The following is a 20,516-nucleotide window of genomic DNA, read 5'->3' as shown; positions in this document are numbered from 1 at the left end:
TTTATTCCGCAAGAATAACCAAATGTAACACCCGACACACCACGGTTTTCCGATTTTATCCATATTCATTGAAACACCCCCCGGTTTCGGTCTCTACGAAGCCGGGGGGTGGATCGATTGGCAGAATTCAATTCATTTTTATCTTGTAGCGTATTTCCACCCAACGGACGCCCAACCTGAATCTTACCAACTAAGCGCTATGAAACGCCTGATTCTGCTCATTCTGTTTTTATACCTTGTGCTGGCTTCGCTCATCACGTACAGCCAAAAACCGGAGCTAGTGGTGCCGGTTGGGCATACAGGAGCAATTCAGTCGATAGCTTTTTCGCCAAATGATGACTATATCCTTTCTTCGTCATATAGCGATAAAAGTGTAAAGCTGTGGGATACTAATAGTGGCAAACTTCTGCACAATTTTATAGGGCATACGCGAGACGTTTATACTGCCGTTTTCTCCCCAGATGGCAAATATGTATTATCAGCTGGCAAGGATAAAAATATAATTATCTGGGAAGTTAGTAGTGGTAAATTAGTTAAGATATTTTCAGGTCATAAGTCTTCAGTGGTTTCTATTGATTTTTCACCAGATGGACAATATTTCGTATCTGGATCCGCTGATAACACTATAAAATACTGGGAAATTAGCAGTGGCAAATTAATTAAAGAGATTAAAGGGCATACCGGTTCTGTGAAATCAGTGGCTTTTTCACCAGATGGACAATTCATTCTTTCTGGATCACTTGATAAGACAATAAAACTTTGGGAGGTAAAAAGTGGAACATTAATTAAGAATTTTGTTGGACATTCCAAGTCTATTTATAAAGTTGTTTTTTCTCCTGATGGTCATTATTTTCTATCAACATCTCATGATAAATCAATGAAAATCTGGGAATTAACTAGCGGAAATATTGTTCAAAATTTTGTAGACAATCCCTCTTTTCATTCGGCCGTTTTCTCTCCAAATGGAAATTTTATCTTGTCTGGATCAATTGAAGGATCTCTTAAATTGTGGAATACCAGTAATGGAAAGTTAATACATATTTTTAATACAAAAAAACAATACATAAATACTATAGATATCTCCTCTGACGGCAATTACGTTATTTCAGCTGGTAACGAGGATGTAGGTATAAATCTTTGGAACGTTAAAAGCGGTAGGTTACTAAGACAGTTTAAAGGGCACTCAAAAAAGGTCGAATCAATAGTTATTGTTCCTAATACTTCAAATATATTGTCAATTGGAGGTAGTAATACCCCTAGAATTTGGGAAGTAAATGACGACAATCCGTTAAAATCATTTGAATTAGATACTACAAGGACGTTTTTTGGAACTTCTATCGCAATTTCTCCTGATAATAACTATGTTTTTTCTGGAGGATATAATACCAAACTTTGGGACTTTTATAGCAGAAAGTTTCTAGGCAATTTTGAGGAATCCCAATATCCAATTCATGTTACTATGATACCTGGTAGCAATTATATTGTAGCAGGTATAGATAGTACTCTAAAAATTTGGGATATAAAAAATAAAAAAATTCTCAAGAGCTTCACAGGACATTCAGGATCGATATTTAATACTGGTGTATCTCCTGATGGTAATTACATCTTATCTTCAGGATTGAATAGAATAATAGAGCTTTGGGAAATCCGCAGTGGTAAATTAATACAGAGTTTTAAAACTACATCGATTGCTCATAAAATAGCTTTCTCTCCCGATGGTAATCAATTTCTATATAGTTCGAAAAATTATATGTTTATTCGGGAAGTTCAAAGTGGAAACTTGGTAAAAAATATTGATGTAGGTGGTGATATTTCTTCTGTTGCATACTCTCCTGATGGACGTTATGTTTTAACTGGGTTGTATGATAACACGATTAAATTATGGGATTTAGAAACAGGAAAATCCCTTAAGAGCTACAAAGGGCACGGTAATTATGTAGAATCTATTGCGTTTATAGCATCGGGGCTTTTTTTTGTATCTGGATCCAGCGATCATACCACCAAAATCTGGAAAACGGATACGGGCAACGAAATCGCGACCCTCATCGCCGTCGACTCGGCTGACTGGGTTGTAACCACCCCCTCCGGTTTATTCGATGCTTCGCCGGGAGCGATGACTCTCATGCACTACGTGGTCAATGATTCCACCGACCGTGATGAGCCGTGGAAAGTAATTGAGTTGGATCAGCTCAAACAACGTTATTACCAGCCGGGTCTGCTGCCCATTCTGATGGGATCTAGAAACGAGCCGCTCCGTCAGGTGCCCGCATTTGAGAATATTAATCTACCACCCAGTATCCAGCTTTCTATTGAGAGCGCTATTCTTACCGTCAAGATCAAAAACCGCAGGGGTGGTATTGGCCGGATTGCCGTCTTCATCAACGGAGCCGAGGTGGTTGACGATTTACGCGCCAATCCGCAGCGTGATGTCAACCAGAATGTCCTCACGCTCACCCTGCCGCTGACCCGTTTTGCCAATCGCTACGATACGCTGAACACCATCCGGGTGGTGGCCGCCAACGGAGCAAACTGGCTCAACAGCCGCCCCGCCGAAATCAGCTACCGGCCTGGTGGTACGACAAGGGGAGGCATAGCCGAGAAGCCATCATCGCCGGGCGTTCGCAAAACCGTGCGGCTTTGGGCCGTGGTGGTCGGCACCTCCAACCTCGGGCTGCACTTTGCCCATACCGATGCCGAGCAGATTGCGAATGGTCTGCAACTGGCCGCCACCGAACTGCTCGGCCCGACGAATGTAAGCGTGCAACGGCTCGTTACCAAGCCGGGCGCACCACCCCAGTCCACCAAAGCCGACATTGTAAAAGCGTTGGAAGCCGCCCAGAAAACCCGGCCGGAGGATCTGTTTGTACTACACCTGTCGGGACATGCCATCAACTACGGCGGGCAGGATGGCGATTTGTATTACCTCACCGCCGGGGCCACCTCGGCCGACGCCAGTTACCTCACCGATCCCGCTATCCGACAGACCTACGCCCTGTCGAGTCAGGAGCTGACCCAGTTTCTCAACCTAATCCCGGCCCGGAAGAAGCTCCTGATTCTGGATGTGTGCGCGGCAGGAAAAGGCGCAGAGAAGCTGCTCGTCGCGGCCCGTGACATTCCCGCCAGCCAGATCCGGGCACTGGATCGACTCCAGGAGCGAACCGGTTTTTACGTGCTGGCCGGTTCGGCGGCTGATGCCGTCAGCTACGAAGCCAGCGTGTATGGGCAGGGGCTACTCACCTACGCACTCCTGAAAGGCTTGCGGGGTGCGGCCCTGCGCCGGGAAGGTTCCGAGGAGTTTGTGGACGTAGAAAAGTGGCTGGGCTACGCCGTAGAGCAGGTTCCGCTGCTGGCCAAAGGCATTGGTGGTATCCAGCAGCCGTTCTACCGGGGAATTCAGAACCAGCGCAGTTTCGATGTGGGGCGGGTGACGGAGGAGGTAAAAGCCAAAATCCGGATATCCGAACCCAAACCGGTGCTGCTGGTCAGAAGCTTTCAGGAAGAAACGCAGTTTGACGACGTGCTGGATTTGAAGAACAAGGTCGAAAGTGCCCTGAACGACCTGATCGCCACGCGGGGCGCCGATGCACCGGTGCTCACGATGGAGGCCAAAGACTATCCGGGAGCTTACACCCTGAGCGGTCGCTACACACTGCGGGGCGAGGAGATTTCGGTGTCGTGTAAAGTATTTAGGGCCACCGTTGCGGTGGGCGAATTTGTGGTAACGGGGACAAAAAGCAAGCTGCCCGAACTGGCGCAGTCGGTGCTGACCCGGGCGCAGGATCTGGTGAAACCGTGAGGAATTCCGGGCTTTCCCGGGGTAACTGGCGGGCGTGACGTGTAGGCAAAAAAAGGTTGTAAAATTTTTCCGGACGGGTTGTTACATTTTAACCTCCCGCCTGAATAACCTACTAAACAACCAAACATTTTGCTAAGTCCCATGAAAAAGCCCGCTATTTTCACCCTGATTTTAACCCTGTTGTGTGGTTCTCTGTTCGCCCAAAAGACCCCGGTCACCAAGCCCGAAGAGACCGAAAAACCCGCCGTACCGACAACACCCCAGACCCAGAAGGTGCAGGACTACAGCTCGGCCCTGAGCCTGGCCCGCTACGGTTATGCCACGAAAAACGCGTTGTGTCTGATTACGGCTGCCGACATGATGTACAAGCTGAATGTCAGCCCCCTGCCCGCCAGCGCCCGTCAGAACCCCTCCGAATCGGCGCCGACGGATTCCAAACCCGCCAAGCCCGATCTGGCCAATCCTGAACAACTGCTGATCGACGCCCGACGGCTGGCCAAAGGTGATGCGACTGTGCTGGCCCTGGCAAACCGGGTGAAGCCTGCTCTGCCCACCCGGGGCGCTGTTGGTGGCCCCAAGCGCAGCACGACCAGCGTTTCTGCCAACTCGGTCGACGTGTTCCAAATCCGGTTTCGTGGGTATGAGTCGGCCATCGTAGCCCTGCGGGGTGATGGCGACACCGATCTCGACCTGTATATCTACGACGACAATGGCAATCTGATTGCCCGCGATGATGATTACACCGACGGCTGTGTGGCCTCCTGGACACCGCGCTACACCGGTCTGTTTACCATCCGCGTCAAAAACCGGGGAAGCGTTTACAACCGCTACACCCTGGCCACCAACTGATTATATACCCACATCCAAAACGAACACGACCATGAAACATAGTCTATTTTTCGCCCTGCTGATCGGCATTCTGCTGGGTTGCAAAAAAGAAGGGGAGCCTGATCCCGTTGCCCCTACCCCCGTTGTGCCTACACCCGTTGTGCCTACACCCGTTGACCCGATTATTACACCCCAAAAGGTTACCGGCGAGTGGGTGGCAGCCCAGGGTGGGGGGGGCGGTTTCAATAACTTTGATACCTTCAAAAATTACCAGTTCAATTTTGAGGTCAAAAACGCGAATCAGGATGTGATTGTCGGACTTACCTCGTCCGACATCAATGTAGCCTATGCCTTGTTCGACCCGCTGGGGCAGCGTATCGATGTGAGCGGGCAATCGCGGAGTATGTCGAAACTGCACAAACTCAACGCCGGAAAACACCGCGTGGTGGTTACCTCCGACCGGCGGGCCGTGGGCAAATTTGAACTTACAATGCTGGGGGTGAACGGTGAACCCGTCCGAATATCGTCGCAACTTCTGCAATCGGAGACCCAGAACTGGGGAACGCTGGGTGGTGGCGGTCTCGATAAATCATTTAAGAATCATTTCTACACGTTTGACATTACCGACGATAACACCAGCATCGATGTTGAACTGGAATCGCCTGATACGGATATTTCGCTGCATTTATATGATGAATTGGGGCAACTTGTTACAAAGGAATACGGTAACCGCTATGGATTCAAAATTATTGCCGCGAAAAAAGGCACTTACACGGTTATGGCTGGTACCCGTGAGCGGGGAAGCATCGGAAGTTATCGCCTGAACGTATTCGGCAAAGTAGGTAACCTGAAACGGGTGGTCTCACAGTCGACAACGGTATCGGGAAATTGGGCCTCAGGCGGGGCATTCGATACCTATACGATCCAGATTACCAATAATAATTCGCCACTGGATATTAATCTCTCCTCGGCCGACATCGACGTTCGGATAAACTTGCAGAACAGCGTCGGTCAGCAGCTCGACAACACCTGTTGTGCGGTCAAGTCAACTTATCTCGCGGTTGAAAAAGTAACACAGGGGACCTACCGGATCATGGTGCAATCGTATCCCTCTGCAACCAGACGGGGGCCTGGCAACTACACCCTCACGGTTCACGGCCAGTTCACCGATTTCAAAAAGATGTAACTTCTCTAAACAAGCCCACAAATGAAAAAGTCCCTGACACTATTGATGATCCTGCTTACGCTGAGTCTGTCGGTTGCCGTTCGCGCCCAGACCAAAGCCCGGGTTCTGAAAACGCCGGCTGCGGCCCCTGCCAGAAAACCGGCACCGCGCACGCCCGGCACCCCGGCTGCAGACCGGGCCAATTCGTCGAAACTTCCCCAGAAAACCACTCCGCCCCCACCCCCGCCACCCACTCCGCCACCGGCTCCACCAAGTACGACGACCCAGTCGTCGCCCGTCCGGGGGTATGCCTGGAAATCGAGCCGCTCGCCCAGCTATGGCTACAAAAAAGGCGACAACCTGCTCAATATCGGTGTCGGCTTATCATCGTATTACTACGGCAATCCCATTGGTCTGTCGTATGAAGCGGGTATCGACAAGGATTTCAGCGTCGGCGCTCAACTGGATTATAACTCCGGCAATTACGGCAATTACTACTACAACAGCTCCCGCTGGCGGTATACCGCCACTTATCTGGGTCTCCGTGGGTCTTTTCACGTCAACCGGCTCCTGAAGTTGAACACCCAGAAGGTCGACCTCTACGCCGGGCTGGGGCTGGGCTATCGCAGCTTCCGGTGGAATGATTCGGCGTATGGCTACGGGTATGATGCCCGCAGCGGGCTATTCCTGAACTACTTTATTGGCGGCAAATACTACTTCAGCCCGAAAGTTGGTGCCTTTCTGGAACTGGGCTACACCGGCCTGTCTTCGTCGCGGGTTGGGCTTTCGGTCAAATTTTAAGGACACCAGGACGATCAAACGGTTTTGACGGATGAATAGTTACAAGAAAATTGCCATTGGGGTATTCGCTCTGATCGTGTTGTGGCATCTCGTTGTGGCCATGACCAACCAAATTACGGTCTGCGGCCTGTTTTTGTCGAAACCGGCTGACCCTGGGTATGGGTGGGCCGACAGCGGAAATGCCGATGCCCGGTTTTTTTGGCAAATCACCGGCGTAAAATGGCTGACGGGCATCAAACATCCGGAGTTCAATGCCGAAACCACCCCAACCGAGGGCGACTGGAAACCACTTCCGGGCTATCAATTTACCGATCAAGCAAAAGGGCTGGAAACCCACTGGGAGGCCGGTTTACTGCACTCGGATTACATGGCCTGGTCCGACGAAGTGGAGGGCAAGTGGATTCCCGTTACCGGATACCGGTTTGTTTATCAGGGCGATACGTTTATCGAGTCGGTTTGGGATCCGGGCAAACGATACGATGATTTGAAGGTTATTTCGCTGCCGGAAAAAGACCAGTACAAACCCTTTGCGGGCTATACGTTTCTCGAACCGGGTCAATCGCTTAAGGTGGTCTGGACACCGGGGCTGGTCAATTCCGACAATCCGAGACTAGTTGCGGGCACGAAAGAAGGCACCTGGAAGGTGAACCACACGCCTTCCCGACAGGTACCCTGGGTGGTTAAAAAGATTGCCGAACGGGTCATTATTCACGCTTTCTAATTCTGCCACAGAAGCATTCAATCCACCAAAAAGCACAACGCGAATCGGGCACAGAACGCCGGATTCGCGTTGTGCTTTTTGTAAAAATCGGGGTCTTCTGCGGAATCGCAGCCGAAAATTTGGGACACTTCCGCTTTCGGTTTATCTTTAAAGCGCACTTCATCCACTTTTTTACACGAAAGACTTTTACGAACCTATGAGACTAAAAATCACCGCTCTGGTTGCGGTATGTATGACCCTGACTGTCCGGATCTGGGCGCAGGCTCCTTCGACGACGCCATACAAGGCCAACGACCGCTTTGAACAGCTTGGCCCCCAACTCCCCACCCCCAACACCTTCCGGACGGCCACCGGCGCACCGGGTCGGGATTTTTTCCAGAACCGTGCTGATTATGACATCAAGGTGGAACTGGACGATACCAACAAGAAAATCATTGGTACCGAGTTGGTTACGTACTATAATAATTCGCCCGACGCCCTGAAATACATCTGGCTCCAGTTGGATCAGAACCTGTTTGAGAAAAATTCAACGGCGAACTTAACCACCCGGTCGGCGGTTTCGACCAGCGGGAGCAGCCTAGCCCGGTTGCACAACCTCAACAATGCCGAGCCCGGTGCCCAGATTGATCCCCAAAAAGAATATGGCCATAAAATAACCGCCGTTCGGGACGCGACCGGCAAACCGCTGAAGTATACCATCAACGGAACCATGATGCGGATCGATCTCTCCGCTCCCCTAAAACCGGGTCAGAAATTCGCATTCGGTGTCGACTGGAATTACAACATTACCGCTTATTACGGCCGGAGCGGCTACGAATTTTTCGAGCAAGATGGCAACCGGAATTACTTCATTGCCCACTGGTTTCCGCGTTTGTGCGCCTACGACGATGTCAACGGCTGGCAGAACAAGCAGTTTCTGGGTCAGGGCGAGTTCACGCTGATTTTTGGCAATTACAAAGTGGCCATCACCGTTCCCAACGACCACATCGTGGGGGCGACCGGCGAATGTCTGAATTACAAGCAGGTGCTGACGCCCACGCAGTTCCAGCGGCTGCAGAAAGCATCGACCTCCAAAACGCCACTCAAAATTGTGACGCAGGACGAAGCCATAGCCGCCGAAAAAGGCAAGCCGACCGGCAAGAAAACCTGGATTTACAAAGCCGACAACGTCCGGGATTTTGCCTTTGCGTCGTCGCGAAAATTCATCTGGGATGCCATGCAAACCGACGTCTACGGCGATGGAAAAAAAATCTGGAGCATGTCGTTTTACCCCAAAGAAGGCAATCCGCTCTGGGAACAGTATTCGACCCGCGCCGTGGAACACACGCTGAAATCGTATGGAAACCGGACCTTCAAATACCCGTATCCGGTGGCCATTTCGTGCCACGCAACGCGCTACGGCGGTATGGAATACCCGATGATCAGCTTCAACGGCGGTCGGCCCGAACCCGATGGCACCTATTCGGAGAGCAATAAAGCCGGGATGATCGGGGTGATTATTCATGAAGTGGGCCACAATTTTTTCCCGATGATCGTCAACTCCGACGAGCGGCAGTGGACCTGGATGGACGAAGGACTGAACAGTTTTTGCCAGTATCTGGCGGAAAAAGAATGGGACTATAATTTCCTGAGCGGGTATGGCGAACCGCAACGCATTGTGCCGTATATGAAGTCGGACCCGGCCACGCTGTCGCCCATCATGACCTCGTCGGACAACATCATTCAGTTTGGCCCGAATGCCTACGATAAACCCGCCGTGGCCCTGAACATTCTGCGCGAAACCGTTATGGGCCGCGAACTGTTCGACTACGCCTTCAAGGAATATGCCAACCGCTGGGCTTTCAAAAACCCCACCCCGGCCGATTTCTTCCGCACCATGGAAGACGCTTCCGGCGTCGATCTGGACTGGTTCTGGAAAGGCTGGTTCTACGGCGTCGAACCCGTCGATCAGGACCTGGTCGAAGTCGACTGGTTTACGCTCAACACCCAGAATCCCGAAATCGAAAAAGCCCTGGCCCGCTCCGAAGCGAAAGCCAAAACCATGAGCAAGATTCGCGACGCGGCTACGAAAGACCAGACCGTCGTAGCCAAAGACTCGACGATGCGCGATTTTTACAACAGCTACGACCCGTTTGCGGTGACGGATGCCGACAAAAAGAGATACCAGGATTACCTGGCGTCGCTCAACGACGAGGAGCGCAAAACACTCGAATCGAAGAACAACTTTTATACGCTGACGCTGAAAAACAAGGGCGGTTTGCCGATGCCGGTGATCATTCGGATGCAGTTCGAGGACGGCACGGATTCGGTGGCTCGTTTTCCGGCGGAGATCTGGCGGTTCAACGATGCGCAGATCAACAAGGTGATTGCAACCAGCAAGAAAGTGACGCAGTGGACGCTCGATCCGTTCCAGGAAATCGCCGACATCGATACGGACAACAATTCATTCCCGCGCCAGGCACAAAAACCGACGCGTTTCCAGTTGTATAAGCAGCAGGCCGGCGGCCGTGGGGGCGCGCAGGGACCGAACCCGATGCAGCAACAGCGGCAAGAGACGCAACCACCGGCTACGCAGGGCGGAGCGCCTAGAAGGTAAAAAAAGGAATTTCAAATGTGAAATGATGAATACTAAATGTAAAAGTGAAGAGCGCCGGGCTACTTTTACATTTAATATTCATCATTTCACATTTGAAATTCCTTTTTTAATTGATTTGTGCCTCACCGACCACCGGTGTTTCGGGCCGACGTTCGCCGATTTGTTGCCGCCACATGGCGTAGTACAAGCCTTTCTGGTCGAGCAATTCGGCATGAGAGCCGGTTTCGGCAATTTTGCCTTTTTCCAGCACAATGATCGTATCGGCGTGCATAATGGTCGAAAGGCGGTGGGCAATGAGAATGGTGATCTGTTCACGCCGGGCCGAAATGCTGCGGACGGTGTCGGAAATGGCCTCTTCCGTCAGCGAATCCAGCGCCGACGTTGCTTCATCGAAAATCAACAGCCGGGGATTCCGGATCAGGGCGCGAGCGATGGAAATCCGCTGTTTTTCACCCCCGGATAGTTTCATGCCACCCTCGCCCAAAACCGTCTGAATGCCTTTTTCGGAGCGGGCTATCAGTTGATCGCAGGAGGCTTTGTGGAGAGCTTCCCGGATGTCGTCGTCAGTCGCATCCGGTTTCACAAACAGCATATTTTCTTTGATCGTACCGGCAAACAGTTGCGTATCCTGCGTTACGAAGCCGATCTGCCGACGCATCGGGTTGTAGCGAATCTGACTCGCCGGCACGTCGTTGAAATAAATTTCCCCCGAAACCGGTTTATACAAACCCAGCAGCAACTTCACCAGCGTCGATTTTCCCGAACCCGAAGGCCCCACAAAAGCAACGGTTTCGCCCATGCCGACTTGGAACGAAATGCCGTCCATCGCATTTTGGTTTGCGGTTTGGTGGCGAAAAACGACGTTGTCGAACCGCAGGTGTTCCAGAACGCCAAAGTCGATGGAATCGTCGGGCCGCCGTTCGACCGATTTGTGCATCAGATTGTCGAAAAGTCCCAGCGACGATTCGGCTTCGCGGTACGACAGGATGATGTTGCCCAAATCCTGCAAGGGCGCAAAGATGGCCGTGGAGATGAACTGCATCGAAATGAGTTCGCCAGTAGTCAGCACATCCCGGAAAATAAGCCACAGCAGCGCAAACAAGATCGACTGTTTCAGCACGTTCAGGGTGGTTCCCTGCAAAAATGACAAGGTCCGAACCTGTTTGGTTTTTTCCATTTCAAGGTCGTAAATCCGCTGGGTATATTGCTTGAGCCGCCGGATTTCCGGAAACGTCAGCCCCAGACTCCGCACCAGTTCGATGTTGCGCAGGGATTCGGTGATGGCCCCGGCCAGTTTCACGGTTTGCCGGTTGACGGCCTTCTGAACGGTTTTGATTTTCTTGCTGAGCAGTCCGGTCAAACCGCCCAACACCAGAATTCCGATAACAAAAATGGGAATCAGCGCCCAATGTTTGGTGATGGCATACCAGATCAGAAAACCCATCCCGACGATGGACGAAAACAGGATGTTGATGAAGGCATTAATAAACTTCTCGGTATCGGTTCTCACTTTCTGCAACAGCGCCACGGTTTCGCCACTCCGCTGTTCCTCGAATTCCTGAAAGGACAACCGCAGCGTTTGTTTCAGGCCGTCGTTAAACACCTGCGTACCAAACCGTTGCACGACCAGCCGCATGAAATATTCCTGAAACGATTTGGCCAGCCGCGCCAGCGTGGCAATGCCGACGGCAATCAGCAGCCAGAACAAAACGCCTTTCACCAGCTCATTTTCGGGCCGAACCGCCGGTTTGGTCGCGTATTCATCGATGATTTTTCCAAAAATTAACGGATCGATCATCATCAGAATCTGACTGATACCCGCCAGCAGCAGCGACAACGCCACCAGCCACCGGTGCGGTTTCAAATACATCCACAAAATACCCATAAATCTATGTGTAAAATTCGCACCAGCCTGAAAGGCTGCAATCATTAGCCCCGGGCATCGCCCGGGGAATGCCGGATATTGGGTCAATACATCAACCGGAAAACGTCGGATGTATGATCCGTTTGTCACCCGGGGAATGTCGGATGTTGGATCCGTTTATTACCCCGGGGAACGACCGCATATCGACCGGGCGTTTTGGGATATGCGTGATAATTACAACACCCGGAATTCCCCGCATGATGATCGCACACCCGGAATTCCCCGCATGATGATCGCACATCCGCATTCCACGCATGATGATCGCACATCCGGCATTTCCCGCATGATGATCGCACATCCGGCATTCCCCGGGTGATGCCCGGGGCTAGTAATGGCAGCCTTTCAGGCTGGTTGGTAAGTAGACTCGAAAACCGGTGGTTTTGTTCGGCTGGGTTTCTGAACCGGCCACGGAACGAATAGGAGATAAAAATGGATTTAATGGCTATTTTTCCATGAAAACTCCGTCCTTTTTGAAATTTTCATACTGATTAATCAGAATACGCTTTATTTGCTGAACTGTACGCCCAAAAGAGACAATGAAAGATCGTGCTTTACTTTTAACCAATGGATTGCTGGCGTCGCCGGACGCGAAAACCGCCCACGGGCTCATTCGGGACAGCGAACGCTACACCATCGCCGGTGTGATTGACCCTCCGACCGCTGGCCGTGACGCGGGTGAGGTACTGGATGGAAAACCCCGTCAGATTCCGGTATTTTCCTCGCTGGAGGAGGCCTTGGCCGCCGTTGGGCCCGTGCAATGTGGCATTGTGGGCGTCGCTACTGTCGGCGGTATTTTGCCGGAAGAAATTCTAACGTTGATCGAAACCTGCTTAAAAAACGGGTTGTCGGTTGTCAACGGCCTCCATGATTTGCTGAACGACCGACCTGAACTGGTGGCGCTGGCGGCAGAACACCGTGCCAACCTGATCGATATTCGGAAACCCAAATCCCGCGCCGAACTGCATTTCTGGTCGGGCGATGTTTTCAAGATTACCGCCCCCATCATTGCCGTGCTGGGCATGGACTGCGCCATGGGCAAGCGAACCACCACCCGGCTGCTGACCCAGGCCTGCCAGGCCGCCGGACTCCATGCGCAAATGATTTATACCGGCCAAACCGGCTGGCTCCAGGGCGGAAAATACGGTTTTATTTTCGACTCGACGCTCAACGATTTCATTTCCGGCGAAATTGAACACGCCCTCGTGTCGTGCTGGCAGGAAACCGGCGCCGATGTGCTGGTGATTGAAGGTCAATCGTCGTTGCGGAATCCCAGCGGCCCCTGCGGGCTGGAATTTATGGTTTCGGGCAATGCAAAACACGTCGTGCTAATGCACGCGCCCAAACGCACGTATTTCGATTATGACGAGCATTGGGGCAAAATTCCGTCGGTGGAATCGGAAATCGAAATCATCCAAAAGTTCGGATCTGAGGTGGTGGCGCTGGCGCTAAACACGGAAGATTGCACGCTGGAGGAAGCCAAACAGTTTCAGCAGGAATACACCGAACGACTGGGCATTCCGGTGTTGCTACCCCTCCAGGAAGGCCTGGCGCCGGTTGTTCCGATCATCCGTCAACTTGTTGAAAAAACCGTTCATCATGCAGATTAAATCCATCCGGGCCTACCGCCGGGATCTGGCACTCACGAAACCGTATACCATTGCCTATCAGACGATTTCGGCCGTTGAGAACATCTTTCTGACCGTCGAATTAGCCAACGGCATCATCGGCGTTGGGGCCGCCAACCCGTCGCCGGAAGTGGTCGGCGAATCGCCGGATCAGACGTTCGCCAATCTGCAAAGTGATGGCATCACCCGGTTTGTGGGCCGCGACATTCGCCATGCGTTTCAGTTGATCGACGAAGCCGGGCAGCAGTTTCCAAATCTGCCCGGCACACTGGCGGCTTTCGACATTGCCCTCCACGATGCCCTCGGGCAGTTTCTGGGCATTCCGATTGTCGAACTGTACGGGCAAAAAATCACGGCATTGCCCACTTCCATCACGATTGGGATCATGCCGATTGCCGAAACGCTGGAAGCCGCCCGCGAATACATTCAGCAGGGATTCCGGGTGTTGAAAGTAAAAACGGGGCTCGACGTTGCCGAAGACATCGGACGAATCCGGAAACTTCGGGAACAGTTTGGCCCCGACATCGTGCTGCGCGTCGATGCCAATCAGGGGTATACCGTCGATCAGTTGATTCAGTTTATCGGACAGACCGACGACGCCAACGTTGAACTCATCGAGCAACCGTTGCCGGTGGGAACGGAGGAAGAACTCCGCTCGCTGCCGTTGCCTCTTCGTCAGCGCCTGGCCGCCGATGAATCGCTGAAAGGGGGTGAGGCCGCGCTGAAACTGGCGCAGGAGCCACAACCGTTCGGGATTTTCAACATCAAACTCATGAAGTGCGGGGGCATCCGGAGTGCGTTCGACATTGCGACGGTGGCCCGGCTGAGCCAGATTGAGCTGTTTTGGGGTTGCAATGACGAGAGTATTGTCAGCATTGCGGCCGCTTTGCACACAGCGTTTGCCTGTTCACATACCCGCTACCTCGATCTGGACGGTAGTCTGGACCTCGCCGAAGATGTTGTCAAAGGCGGTTTTATCATTGAAAATGGCCTGATGCGACCCACCGGATTGCCCGGTTTGGGACTCACCGACTTAACCCTGTAACCGATGAAACCAGCCCCTAAATTGGCGCGGGTACTGAGCTTGCCCACGGCTATTGTGCTGGTGATCAGCGTCATGGTGGGATCAGGCGTATTCAAAAAAATCGCCCCGATGGCCGACGCCCTGCAATCGCCCGGCCTGATCCTGCTTTGCTGGCTGCTGGCCGGGCTGGTGAGTCTGGCCGGTGCGCTGACCAACGCCGAAATGGCGGGCATGTTTCCGAATTCGGGGGGCGAATACATCTATTACCAGAAAGTCTACAACCGTTTTTTTGCCTTCATCTACGGCTGGAGCAATTTCACGGTGGTCAAAACGGCGGCTATTTCCGCGCTGGCGCACATCTTCGCCCAGTCGCTGGTCGGTTTGCTGGTGCTGGACGACGGAGCCGGTTTCTGGACGAAAGGAATCGCTTCCGCACTGATTATCCTCCTCAGTCTGGCCAGTTACCGCGGCATCCGGTTTGCGGGCGGCATCAGTTGGGTGCTGATGTGCGTCATTTTGCTCACCATTGTCGGAATCACCATCGCGGGGTTCAGTTCTCCGCTGGGCAGTTTCGACCACCTGAGCCGGAATAGCCCGGCGTTTGACAGCGGGGCCATTGAAGGGATGGTTTTGGTCAAAGCCCTCTTCATTGCTTCGTTGGGCGCTTTCTGGGGCTACGACGGCTGGAACAACATTGCTTTTCTGGGGGAAGAGATCCGGAATCCGCAGCGGAATCTGCCGCTAGCGCTTGGCATCGGCACGTTGTTCGTCGTGGGACTGTACCTGCTCCTGAATGTCATGTACGTCTATGTGTTGCCGATCGAGGAGTTGATCGCGCTTAACCAGACGCCCGGCCGGATTGCCGCCGTCGAAGTTATCCGGCGGGTCAGTGGCTCGACCGGGGCCACGCTGGTATCTGTCCTGATTTTGTGTACGACCTTCAACGCCACCAACAGTTCCATTCTGACATCGGCCCGGCTGTATTACGCGATGGCCCGCGACGGTCTGTTTTTCAGTGCCGTAGCCCGGATTCACCCCCGGTTTCAGTCGCCCTCGGTTTCCATTGTCTGGCAGGCGGTTTTGGCCGTGGCGCTGGTCTGGTCCGGCACGTTTGACCAATTGACGGATATGCTGGTTTTTGCTTCGTTCATTTTCTACGGTTCAACGGCGTTCGGCGTCCTGCTGCTCCGGCGATCCCAGCCCGATTTGCCCCGCCCCTATCGCGTTATCGGCTACCCGGTTTTGCCGGTCGTTTTCTGTCTTTTCTGCATGACGCTGGTGGTCATCACCCTCATCGAACAGCCCCGCGAAGCGTTGATGGGGCTCGGATTGATTGCCACCGGAATTCCGTTTTACGGGTTTTGGTATCGGCAGAAACCGGGGAAAGTTTAGGCGCGAAAAGCCTGATTGTGAATCATTCCGGACAACGTTGAGGCTACCCGTGCACCTTCTTAAATCCCATCGGGTTCACTCCGGTTACCTTTTTGAAAACCCGGTTGAAATACGATAAACTCTCAAAACCGCTTGCAAAACAGACTTCAGTCACCGACTGGTCGGCCAACAACAGCCGCTTGGCTTCCCGAATTCGGTATTGGTTGACAAATTCCGTGAACGTCATTCGGGTCATCTTTCGGAAATACCGGCAGAAAGCAGCCACGGTCAGGTTGGTCACATCGGCCAGTTCGGCCATCTCAATTTTCCGCTGGTAGTTAGCGTCGATAAACCGGTACACGCGCTGCAATCGCTGCTGTTCCTTCTGGTTATACGGAAATCCGACCGGGCGGTTGTTCAACAAAACCGACTCCGACGAGGTGGCCAGTAGTTGAAAAATCTCCAGCAACTCGATCAGTTGACGGAAGTGGGACCGCCCGTGCAATCGCGCAAGCCGCTTTCCCACCAGCCGTTTGGTGTTGCCGTAAAACGCAACTCCCCAGCGGGCCTGATCGAACAAGCGGGCGATGGCGGCCAGCTCCGGCATTTTCTGAAAGTTATCCCGCAAAAAATCCTCCCGCATCTGAACCACAACTTTCCGGTAGTCCGTCCGAACCCCATAATCGAAGTTCAGATGCGGCACGTATGACCCGATAAACACCAGGTCGCTGCCTTCGTAGCGCGAAAGATGATCGCCCACATGGCGCGGACCGTCAGCGCCTTCGATGAAAACCAGCTCGAATTCCGGATGGAAATGCCACATGAAAAAATCATTCAGATGGGGCGTCAGCAACAGCCGGAATGAACTGTCGCGATCGGGTTTGATTTCTTCCAAATACGCTTTCATCGCTGTACTATTTGTACAAAACTATACATAATACCGCCAAATTAATAACCAATAAATCAATCCTGTTCAAGTATTGGCCAGTGGACGTGTAGCGTTCGCCGGTAGTCGGGTGCTACCTTTGTCCTATCCAATCCTTAACTGATCCCACTTATGGAATCAATGACACCAACAATGACCCCGGACAATGCCCACAAAGACATGCCCGGAAACCCGTCGACGGCCACCAGCAGCCACCTCAAACTCAACGACCGCTCGAACGGAAAACCGCTTCGGGTGCTCTCGGAAGCCGATTGGCAGTTCTGGATGGAAAACGGCTACATCGTGATTAAAAATGCCGTATCAAAAGAACAGGCGGAACGTTTAGCGCAGTTTCTGTGGGAATTTGAAGAAAAAGACCCCAACGATCCGGAAACCTGGTATGCACCACCCCGCGCCGAAATGAAAATGAAGGAGTTAAGCAACAGCGGCATGGTGGAGCTTTACAACCACCAGTATCTGTGGGATAACCGGCAGTCGCCCCGCATTTATGACGCCTTTGTGGACATCTGGGGAACTGAAAAACTCTGGGTCACCATCGACCGCGCCAACCTTAACCTGCCCGCCCGACCCGGTTATGAATTCAAAGGCTTCATTCACTGGGATTACGACCCGGAAACCAAACCGCAAAACGTGCAGGGCGTACTGGCGCTGGCCGACCAAACCGACGAAAACATGGGCGGTTTTCAGTGCATTCCCGAACTCTACCGCACCTACGATACCTGGAAACTGACTCAGCCCGCCGACCGCGATCATTTTAAACCCGATACGACCGGTTTTGGGCTGGTAAAAGTAAAACTGGAAGCCGGCGATCTGCTGATTTTTAACAGCACACAACCACACGGCATTCGGCCGAACCGGACCACTGATAAAGTCCGGATTGCGCAATACATCTCCATGATGCCCGCCCAGGAAGACCATGAAACCCTGCGGCAGTGGCGCATCACGTCGTGGAAAGACCGCAAAGCCCCCGAAGGCTATGCCTTTCCCGGCGACCCGCGCGGCTGGGAACAATCGAAATACCAAACCGCTGAGTTGAGCGAGTTGGGCAAAAAACTGCTGGGGCTGGAAAAATGGTGATCTTTGCCGGATAGGAACACGGATGAAACGGATTTACACCGATTTTAGCCTGTTTTGATCGGTTTCATTCGCATCCCGGTTCCCTGTTTCAGAGGTCCGCCGGGGGCACACACCTCCCAAATCATAACAATTATCGAATTTCGGTAGTATTCATCTAGAGTGACAAAACGAATGAGGAGCTTGATTTGAATAAAACCGGTAGCAGAATGATTGGGAACAAACTCCATTCAACAAACCAACGAAACATCAAAAATCGACTGATTTTCAGTATCCTGGTAGCCTTTTTTCTAGTAGCATCATCCACCCTGTACGCCCAAAAAACCGCCGGAGGCAGTCCGGTGGATAGTTTACCGATTATTCCGCAACCCGGTATTCCGGTCGATAGCATCATTGCCCGGCTTGAAAAAGGGCATACGGCCCTGAACGACATCAACAACCGCACCCGGCGAGGATTCAGCACCTGGCAAATCGAGAACAACCTGCCGGAAGTTCAGTCGTACATCAAAACGATTCGGACCAATCTGGCGCTGTACCAAAAGGTGCATGATATGAAAAACATGCTCATGTTTCAGGTGCTGCTTGAGGATATGCGAACGCAGCTCAAAGTCTGGCGGGAAACGCTTTCCGGGCATGAAAAACAGTTGTCGGGCATGAACGGGCAGTTGATTTCGCTGGCGCGGGATTCGGTGCTGGTTCTCCCCGCCGACAGTTCGTACCGGGCTTTGTATTTTAACTCGCTGAAAGAATTACGGCAACAGTGGATCGACGCGAGTGAATCGACCAATAAAAACCTGACCCGCATCAATAAACTTCAGGCGGCCGTTTCCGATGGTTTTTTCGAAACCGCCGAATTAACCAATATCGTTAATGAACGCATTCGGGAGTTTAACGTCAAAATTACCGGCAAGGAAACCGATTTTATCTGGGCCATTCCCAAAAGCGAAGGTTCCGACGATCACCTGGATAATTTGATCAAGCGTTCCTACGAAGGACAGCGGGATATGCTGGCGTATTATTTTGATCGAAGTGCGGGCAATGGGCTCTACATGCTGCTGATCGGCGCGGCCTTTTTTGCCTGGGTATTCCGGAGTTTTGCCATCATTAAACGCCACGGAAAACAGCAGGAAGTTAAGAAGGAGTTAAAAATTAAATACCTCCGCGCCATTCCCATTTTTCCGGTACTGGTTGTCGTCTTTAATTTAGCTCCTTTTTTTGATCTTCGTCCCCCGGCGGTTTACGTCGAACTGACACAGTTTATTCTTTTATTGGCGCTTACCGGCTTGTTTTTCCGAAGCTGGCCCCGGCAGCTTTTCCTCAACTGGCTGGGCATCGTTGCGCTGTATATTCTGGTCATCATCACCCGGACGTCGATCATCGATCCGGGCATCACCTTCCGGCTTTGGCTTCTGATTCTCAACGCCATATCGGTCGTTTTTGGGTTTCTGTTTCTGTTCCGAATCCGCAAAACGCTGTCGCTCACCGGTTTTATCAAACAGGTTTCTATTTTGTATATTATCCTGAACGTGCTGGCGGTCTTCTGCAATATTTTTGGCCGGATGAGTCTGGCGAAAATCTTCTCGACGGCGGCTATTTACGGACTGACGCAGGCCGTTGGACTTTTCACGCTGATTCAGATTATCAACGAAGCCTTTGCGCTTCAGGTTGTGAGTGGAAAACTCACCGAAGGCATTGCCGCCCGGTTTAATTACGCCAAACTGGAAATCGGCTTGCACCGGATGATGAGCGCCCTTGCCGTGGTCGCCTGGCTGATTATTTTCACCAATAACCTTTACATCTACAATGCAGTTTATCAGCACCTTGCCCATTTTTTAGGAACGGAACGAAGCATCGGCAGCACGAGCTTTACGTGGGGAAACATTGTGCTGTTTTTCCTGGTGCTTTACCTTTCCGGTGCGCTGCGGAAGTACATCGGTTATTTTTTCGGGGAAACCGACGACGAAATCGGTGGAAGCATCAGCAATGCCGATTCGCGGCTGGTGATGATCCGGCTTTTTATGCTCATCGGCGGTTTTCTTTTCGCCATTCTGGCTTCCGGCATTGGGCTGGACAAAGTTACGGTGATCGTCGGTGCGCTGGGCGTCGGGATTGGGCTAGGGCTTCAGAACATTGTCAACAACCTGGTTTCCGGTATCATTCTGATCTTCGATAAACCGTTTCAGATCGGTGATTTTATTGAGATTACCAACAAAAAAGGGCGCGTGAAAACCATCGGAATTCGCTCCAGCCGACTGCTCACAACGGAAGGTTCGGAAGTGATCATTCCCAACGGCGATCTGCTGTCGGGGCAGGTCATCAACTGGACGATCAATCACAAAGCCAAACGAATCGAGCTGACGATTAAAGCCGATGCGGAACACGAGTTAAGCACACTGAAAGCATTGATTAAAGAAGAGATAACGAAACATCCGAACGCCGTTAAACGCCAGCAACCCGAAATTCTGTTGTCCACGATCACGAACGATACCATCGAGTTAAAAGTGCGGGTCTGGATCAATTCGGTCAACAAAGAAGATCAGTTTCGGAGTGAAATTTTGTTGAATCTGTACCGGCGGTTTAAAGAAGCGGGGATTAAAATGATGTAACGTTGACAGGAACGCGGATTGAAATCCGTTCAATCCGCG

Annotated in this window: 13 protein-coding genes and 1 pseudogene; 12 read left to right on the top strand and 2 right to left on the bottom strand. The window is 52.0% G+C overall.

The window, feature by feature from the left end; translation table 11 throughout:
* Positions 1 to 199 precede the first annotated feature (199 nt).
* From ACS5NO_RS08365 to ACS5NO_RS08335, 7 genes and pseudogenes are all read left to right on the top strand, one after another.
* Positions 200 to 1,999: pseudogene (locus ACS5NO_RS08365) on the top strand (WD40 domain-containing protein); the annotation flags it as partial.
* 114 nt (positions 2,000 to 2,113) lie between these two features.
* Entirely contained in the window at positions 2,114 to 3,796 is a 1,683-nt protein-coding gene (locus ACS5NO_RS08360) for a caspase family protein (protein ID WP_439415080.1), read from the top strand.
* 141 nt (positions 3,797 to 3,937) lie between these two features.
* Entirely contained in the window at positions 3,938 to 4,645 is a 708-nt protein-coding gene (locus tag ACS5NO_RS08355) for a hypothetical protein (protein ID WP_439414714.1), read from the top strand.
* Between the two features lie 31 nt (positions 4,646 to 4,676).
* Positions 4,677 to 5,810: a hypothetical protein gene (locus tag ACS5NO_RS08350; protein WP_439414713.1), complete on the top strand. Its 1,134-nt coding sequence runs from the start codon at positions 4,677 to 4,679 to the stop codon at positions 5,808 to 5,810.
* A 21-nt stretch (positions 5,811 to 5,831) separates the two neighbouring features.
* Positions 5,832 to 6,590, top strand: coding sequence for a hypothetical protein (locus ACS5NO_RS08345; RefSeq protein WP_439414712.1), 759 nt, complete (start codon positions 5,832 to 5,834; stop codon positions 6,588 to 6,590).
* Between the two features lie 31 nt (positions 6,591 to 6,621).
* The gene (locus tag ACS5NO_RS08340; protein WP_439414711.1) at positions 6,622 to 7,311 is read left to right on the top strand and encodes a hypothetical protein; all 690 of its coding nucleotides are present in this window, start codon (positions 6,622 to 6,624) and stop codon (positions 7,309 to 7,311) included.
* Between the two features lie 232 nt (positions 7,312 to 7,543).
* A complete protein-coding gene (locus ACS5NO_RS08335) occupies positions 7,544 to 9,907 on the top strand; it encodes a M1 family metallopeptidase (protein ID WP_439415076.1) in 2,364 nt (787 codons plus the stop codon).
* 106 nt (positions 9,908 to 10,013) lie between these two features.
* On the opposite strand, the gene ACS5NO_RS08330 is transcribed toward ACS5NO_RS08335, so the two are convergent.
* Entirely contained in the window at positions 10,014 to 11,792 is a 1,779-nt protein-coding gene (locus ACS5NO_RS08330) for an ABC transporter ATP-binding protein (RefSeq protein ID WP_439414710.1), read from the bottom strand.
* 575 nt (positions 11,793 to 12,367) lie between these two features.
* On the opposite strand from ACS5NO_RS08330, the gene ACS5NO_RS08325 reads away from it, so the two are divergent.
* Genes ACS5NO_RS08325 through ACS5NO_RS08315 form a run of 3 tightly spaced genes read left to right on the top strand, consistent with a single transcriptional unit; the run spans position 12,368 to position 15,872 of the window.
* Positions 12,368 to 13,438: an N-acetyltransferase DgcN family protein gene (locus tag ACS5NO_RS08325; RefSeq protein ID WP_439414709.1), complete on the top strand. Its 1,071-nt coding sequence runs from the start codon at positions 12,368 to 12,370 to the stop codon at positions 13,436 to 13,438.
* A complete protein-coding gene (locus ACS5NO_RS08320; RefSeq protein ID WP_439414708.1) occupies positions 13,428 to 14,501 on the top strand; it encodes a mandelate racemase/muconate lactonizing enzyme family protein in 1,074 nt (357 codons plus the stop codon). The genes ACS5NO_RS08325 and ACS5NO_RS08320 overlap by 11 nt, the downstream gene beginning before the upstream one ends.
* Before the next feature lie 3 nt (positions 14,502 to 14,504).
* On the top strand, positions 14,505 to 15,872 hold the full coding sequence (locus ACS5NO_RS08315) for an APC family permease (RefSeq protein WP_439414707.1): 1,368 nt from the start codon (positions 14,505 to 14,507) through the stop codon (positions 15,870 to 15,872).
* 43 nt (positions 15,873 to 15,915) lie between these two features.
* Here the strand turns inward: ACS5NO_RS08315 and ACS5NO_RS08310 are convergent, their stop codons facing one another.
* The gene (locus tag ACS5NO_RS08310) at positions 15,916 to 16,758 is read right to left on the bottom strand and encodes an AraC family transcriptional regulator (RefSeq protein WP_150880895.1); all 843 of its coding nucleotides are present in this window, start codon (positions 16,756 to 16,758) and stop codon (positions 15,916 to 15,918) included.
* Positions 16,759 to 16,917: 159 nt separating this feature from the next.
* Between ACS5NO_RS08310 and ACS5NO_RS08305 the strand changes: the two genes are divergently transcribed.
* Together ACS5NO_RS08305 and ACS5NO_RS08300 are read left to right on the top strand one after the other, a co-directional pair.
* Complete coding sequence (locus ACS5NO_RS08305) at positions 16,918 to 17,874, top strand: phytanoyl-CoA dioxygenase family protein (RefSeq protein ID WP_439415075.1); 957 nt, start codon at positions 16,918 to 16,920, stop codon at positions 17,872 to 17,874.
* 206 nt (positions 17,875 to 18,080) lie between these two features.
* Entirely contained in the window at positions 18,081 to 20,477 is a 2,397-nt protein-coding gene (locus tag ACS5NO_RS08300; protein WP_439414706.1) for a mechanosensitive ion channel family protein, read from the top strand.
* Positions 20,478 to 20,516: the final 39 nt, after the last annotated feature.

It is taken from the genome of Larkinella fluvii (genome assembly GCF_051857545.1).
Lineage (GTDB): Bacteria > Bacteroidota > Bacteroidia > Cytophagales > Spirosomataceae > Larkinella.
This window is presented reverse-complemented; position numbering and strand designations above follow the sequence as displayed.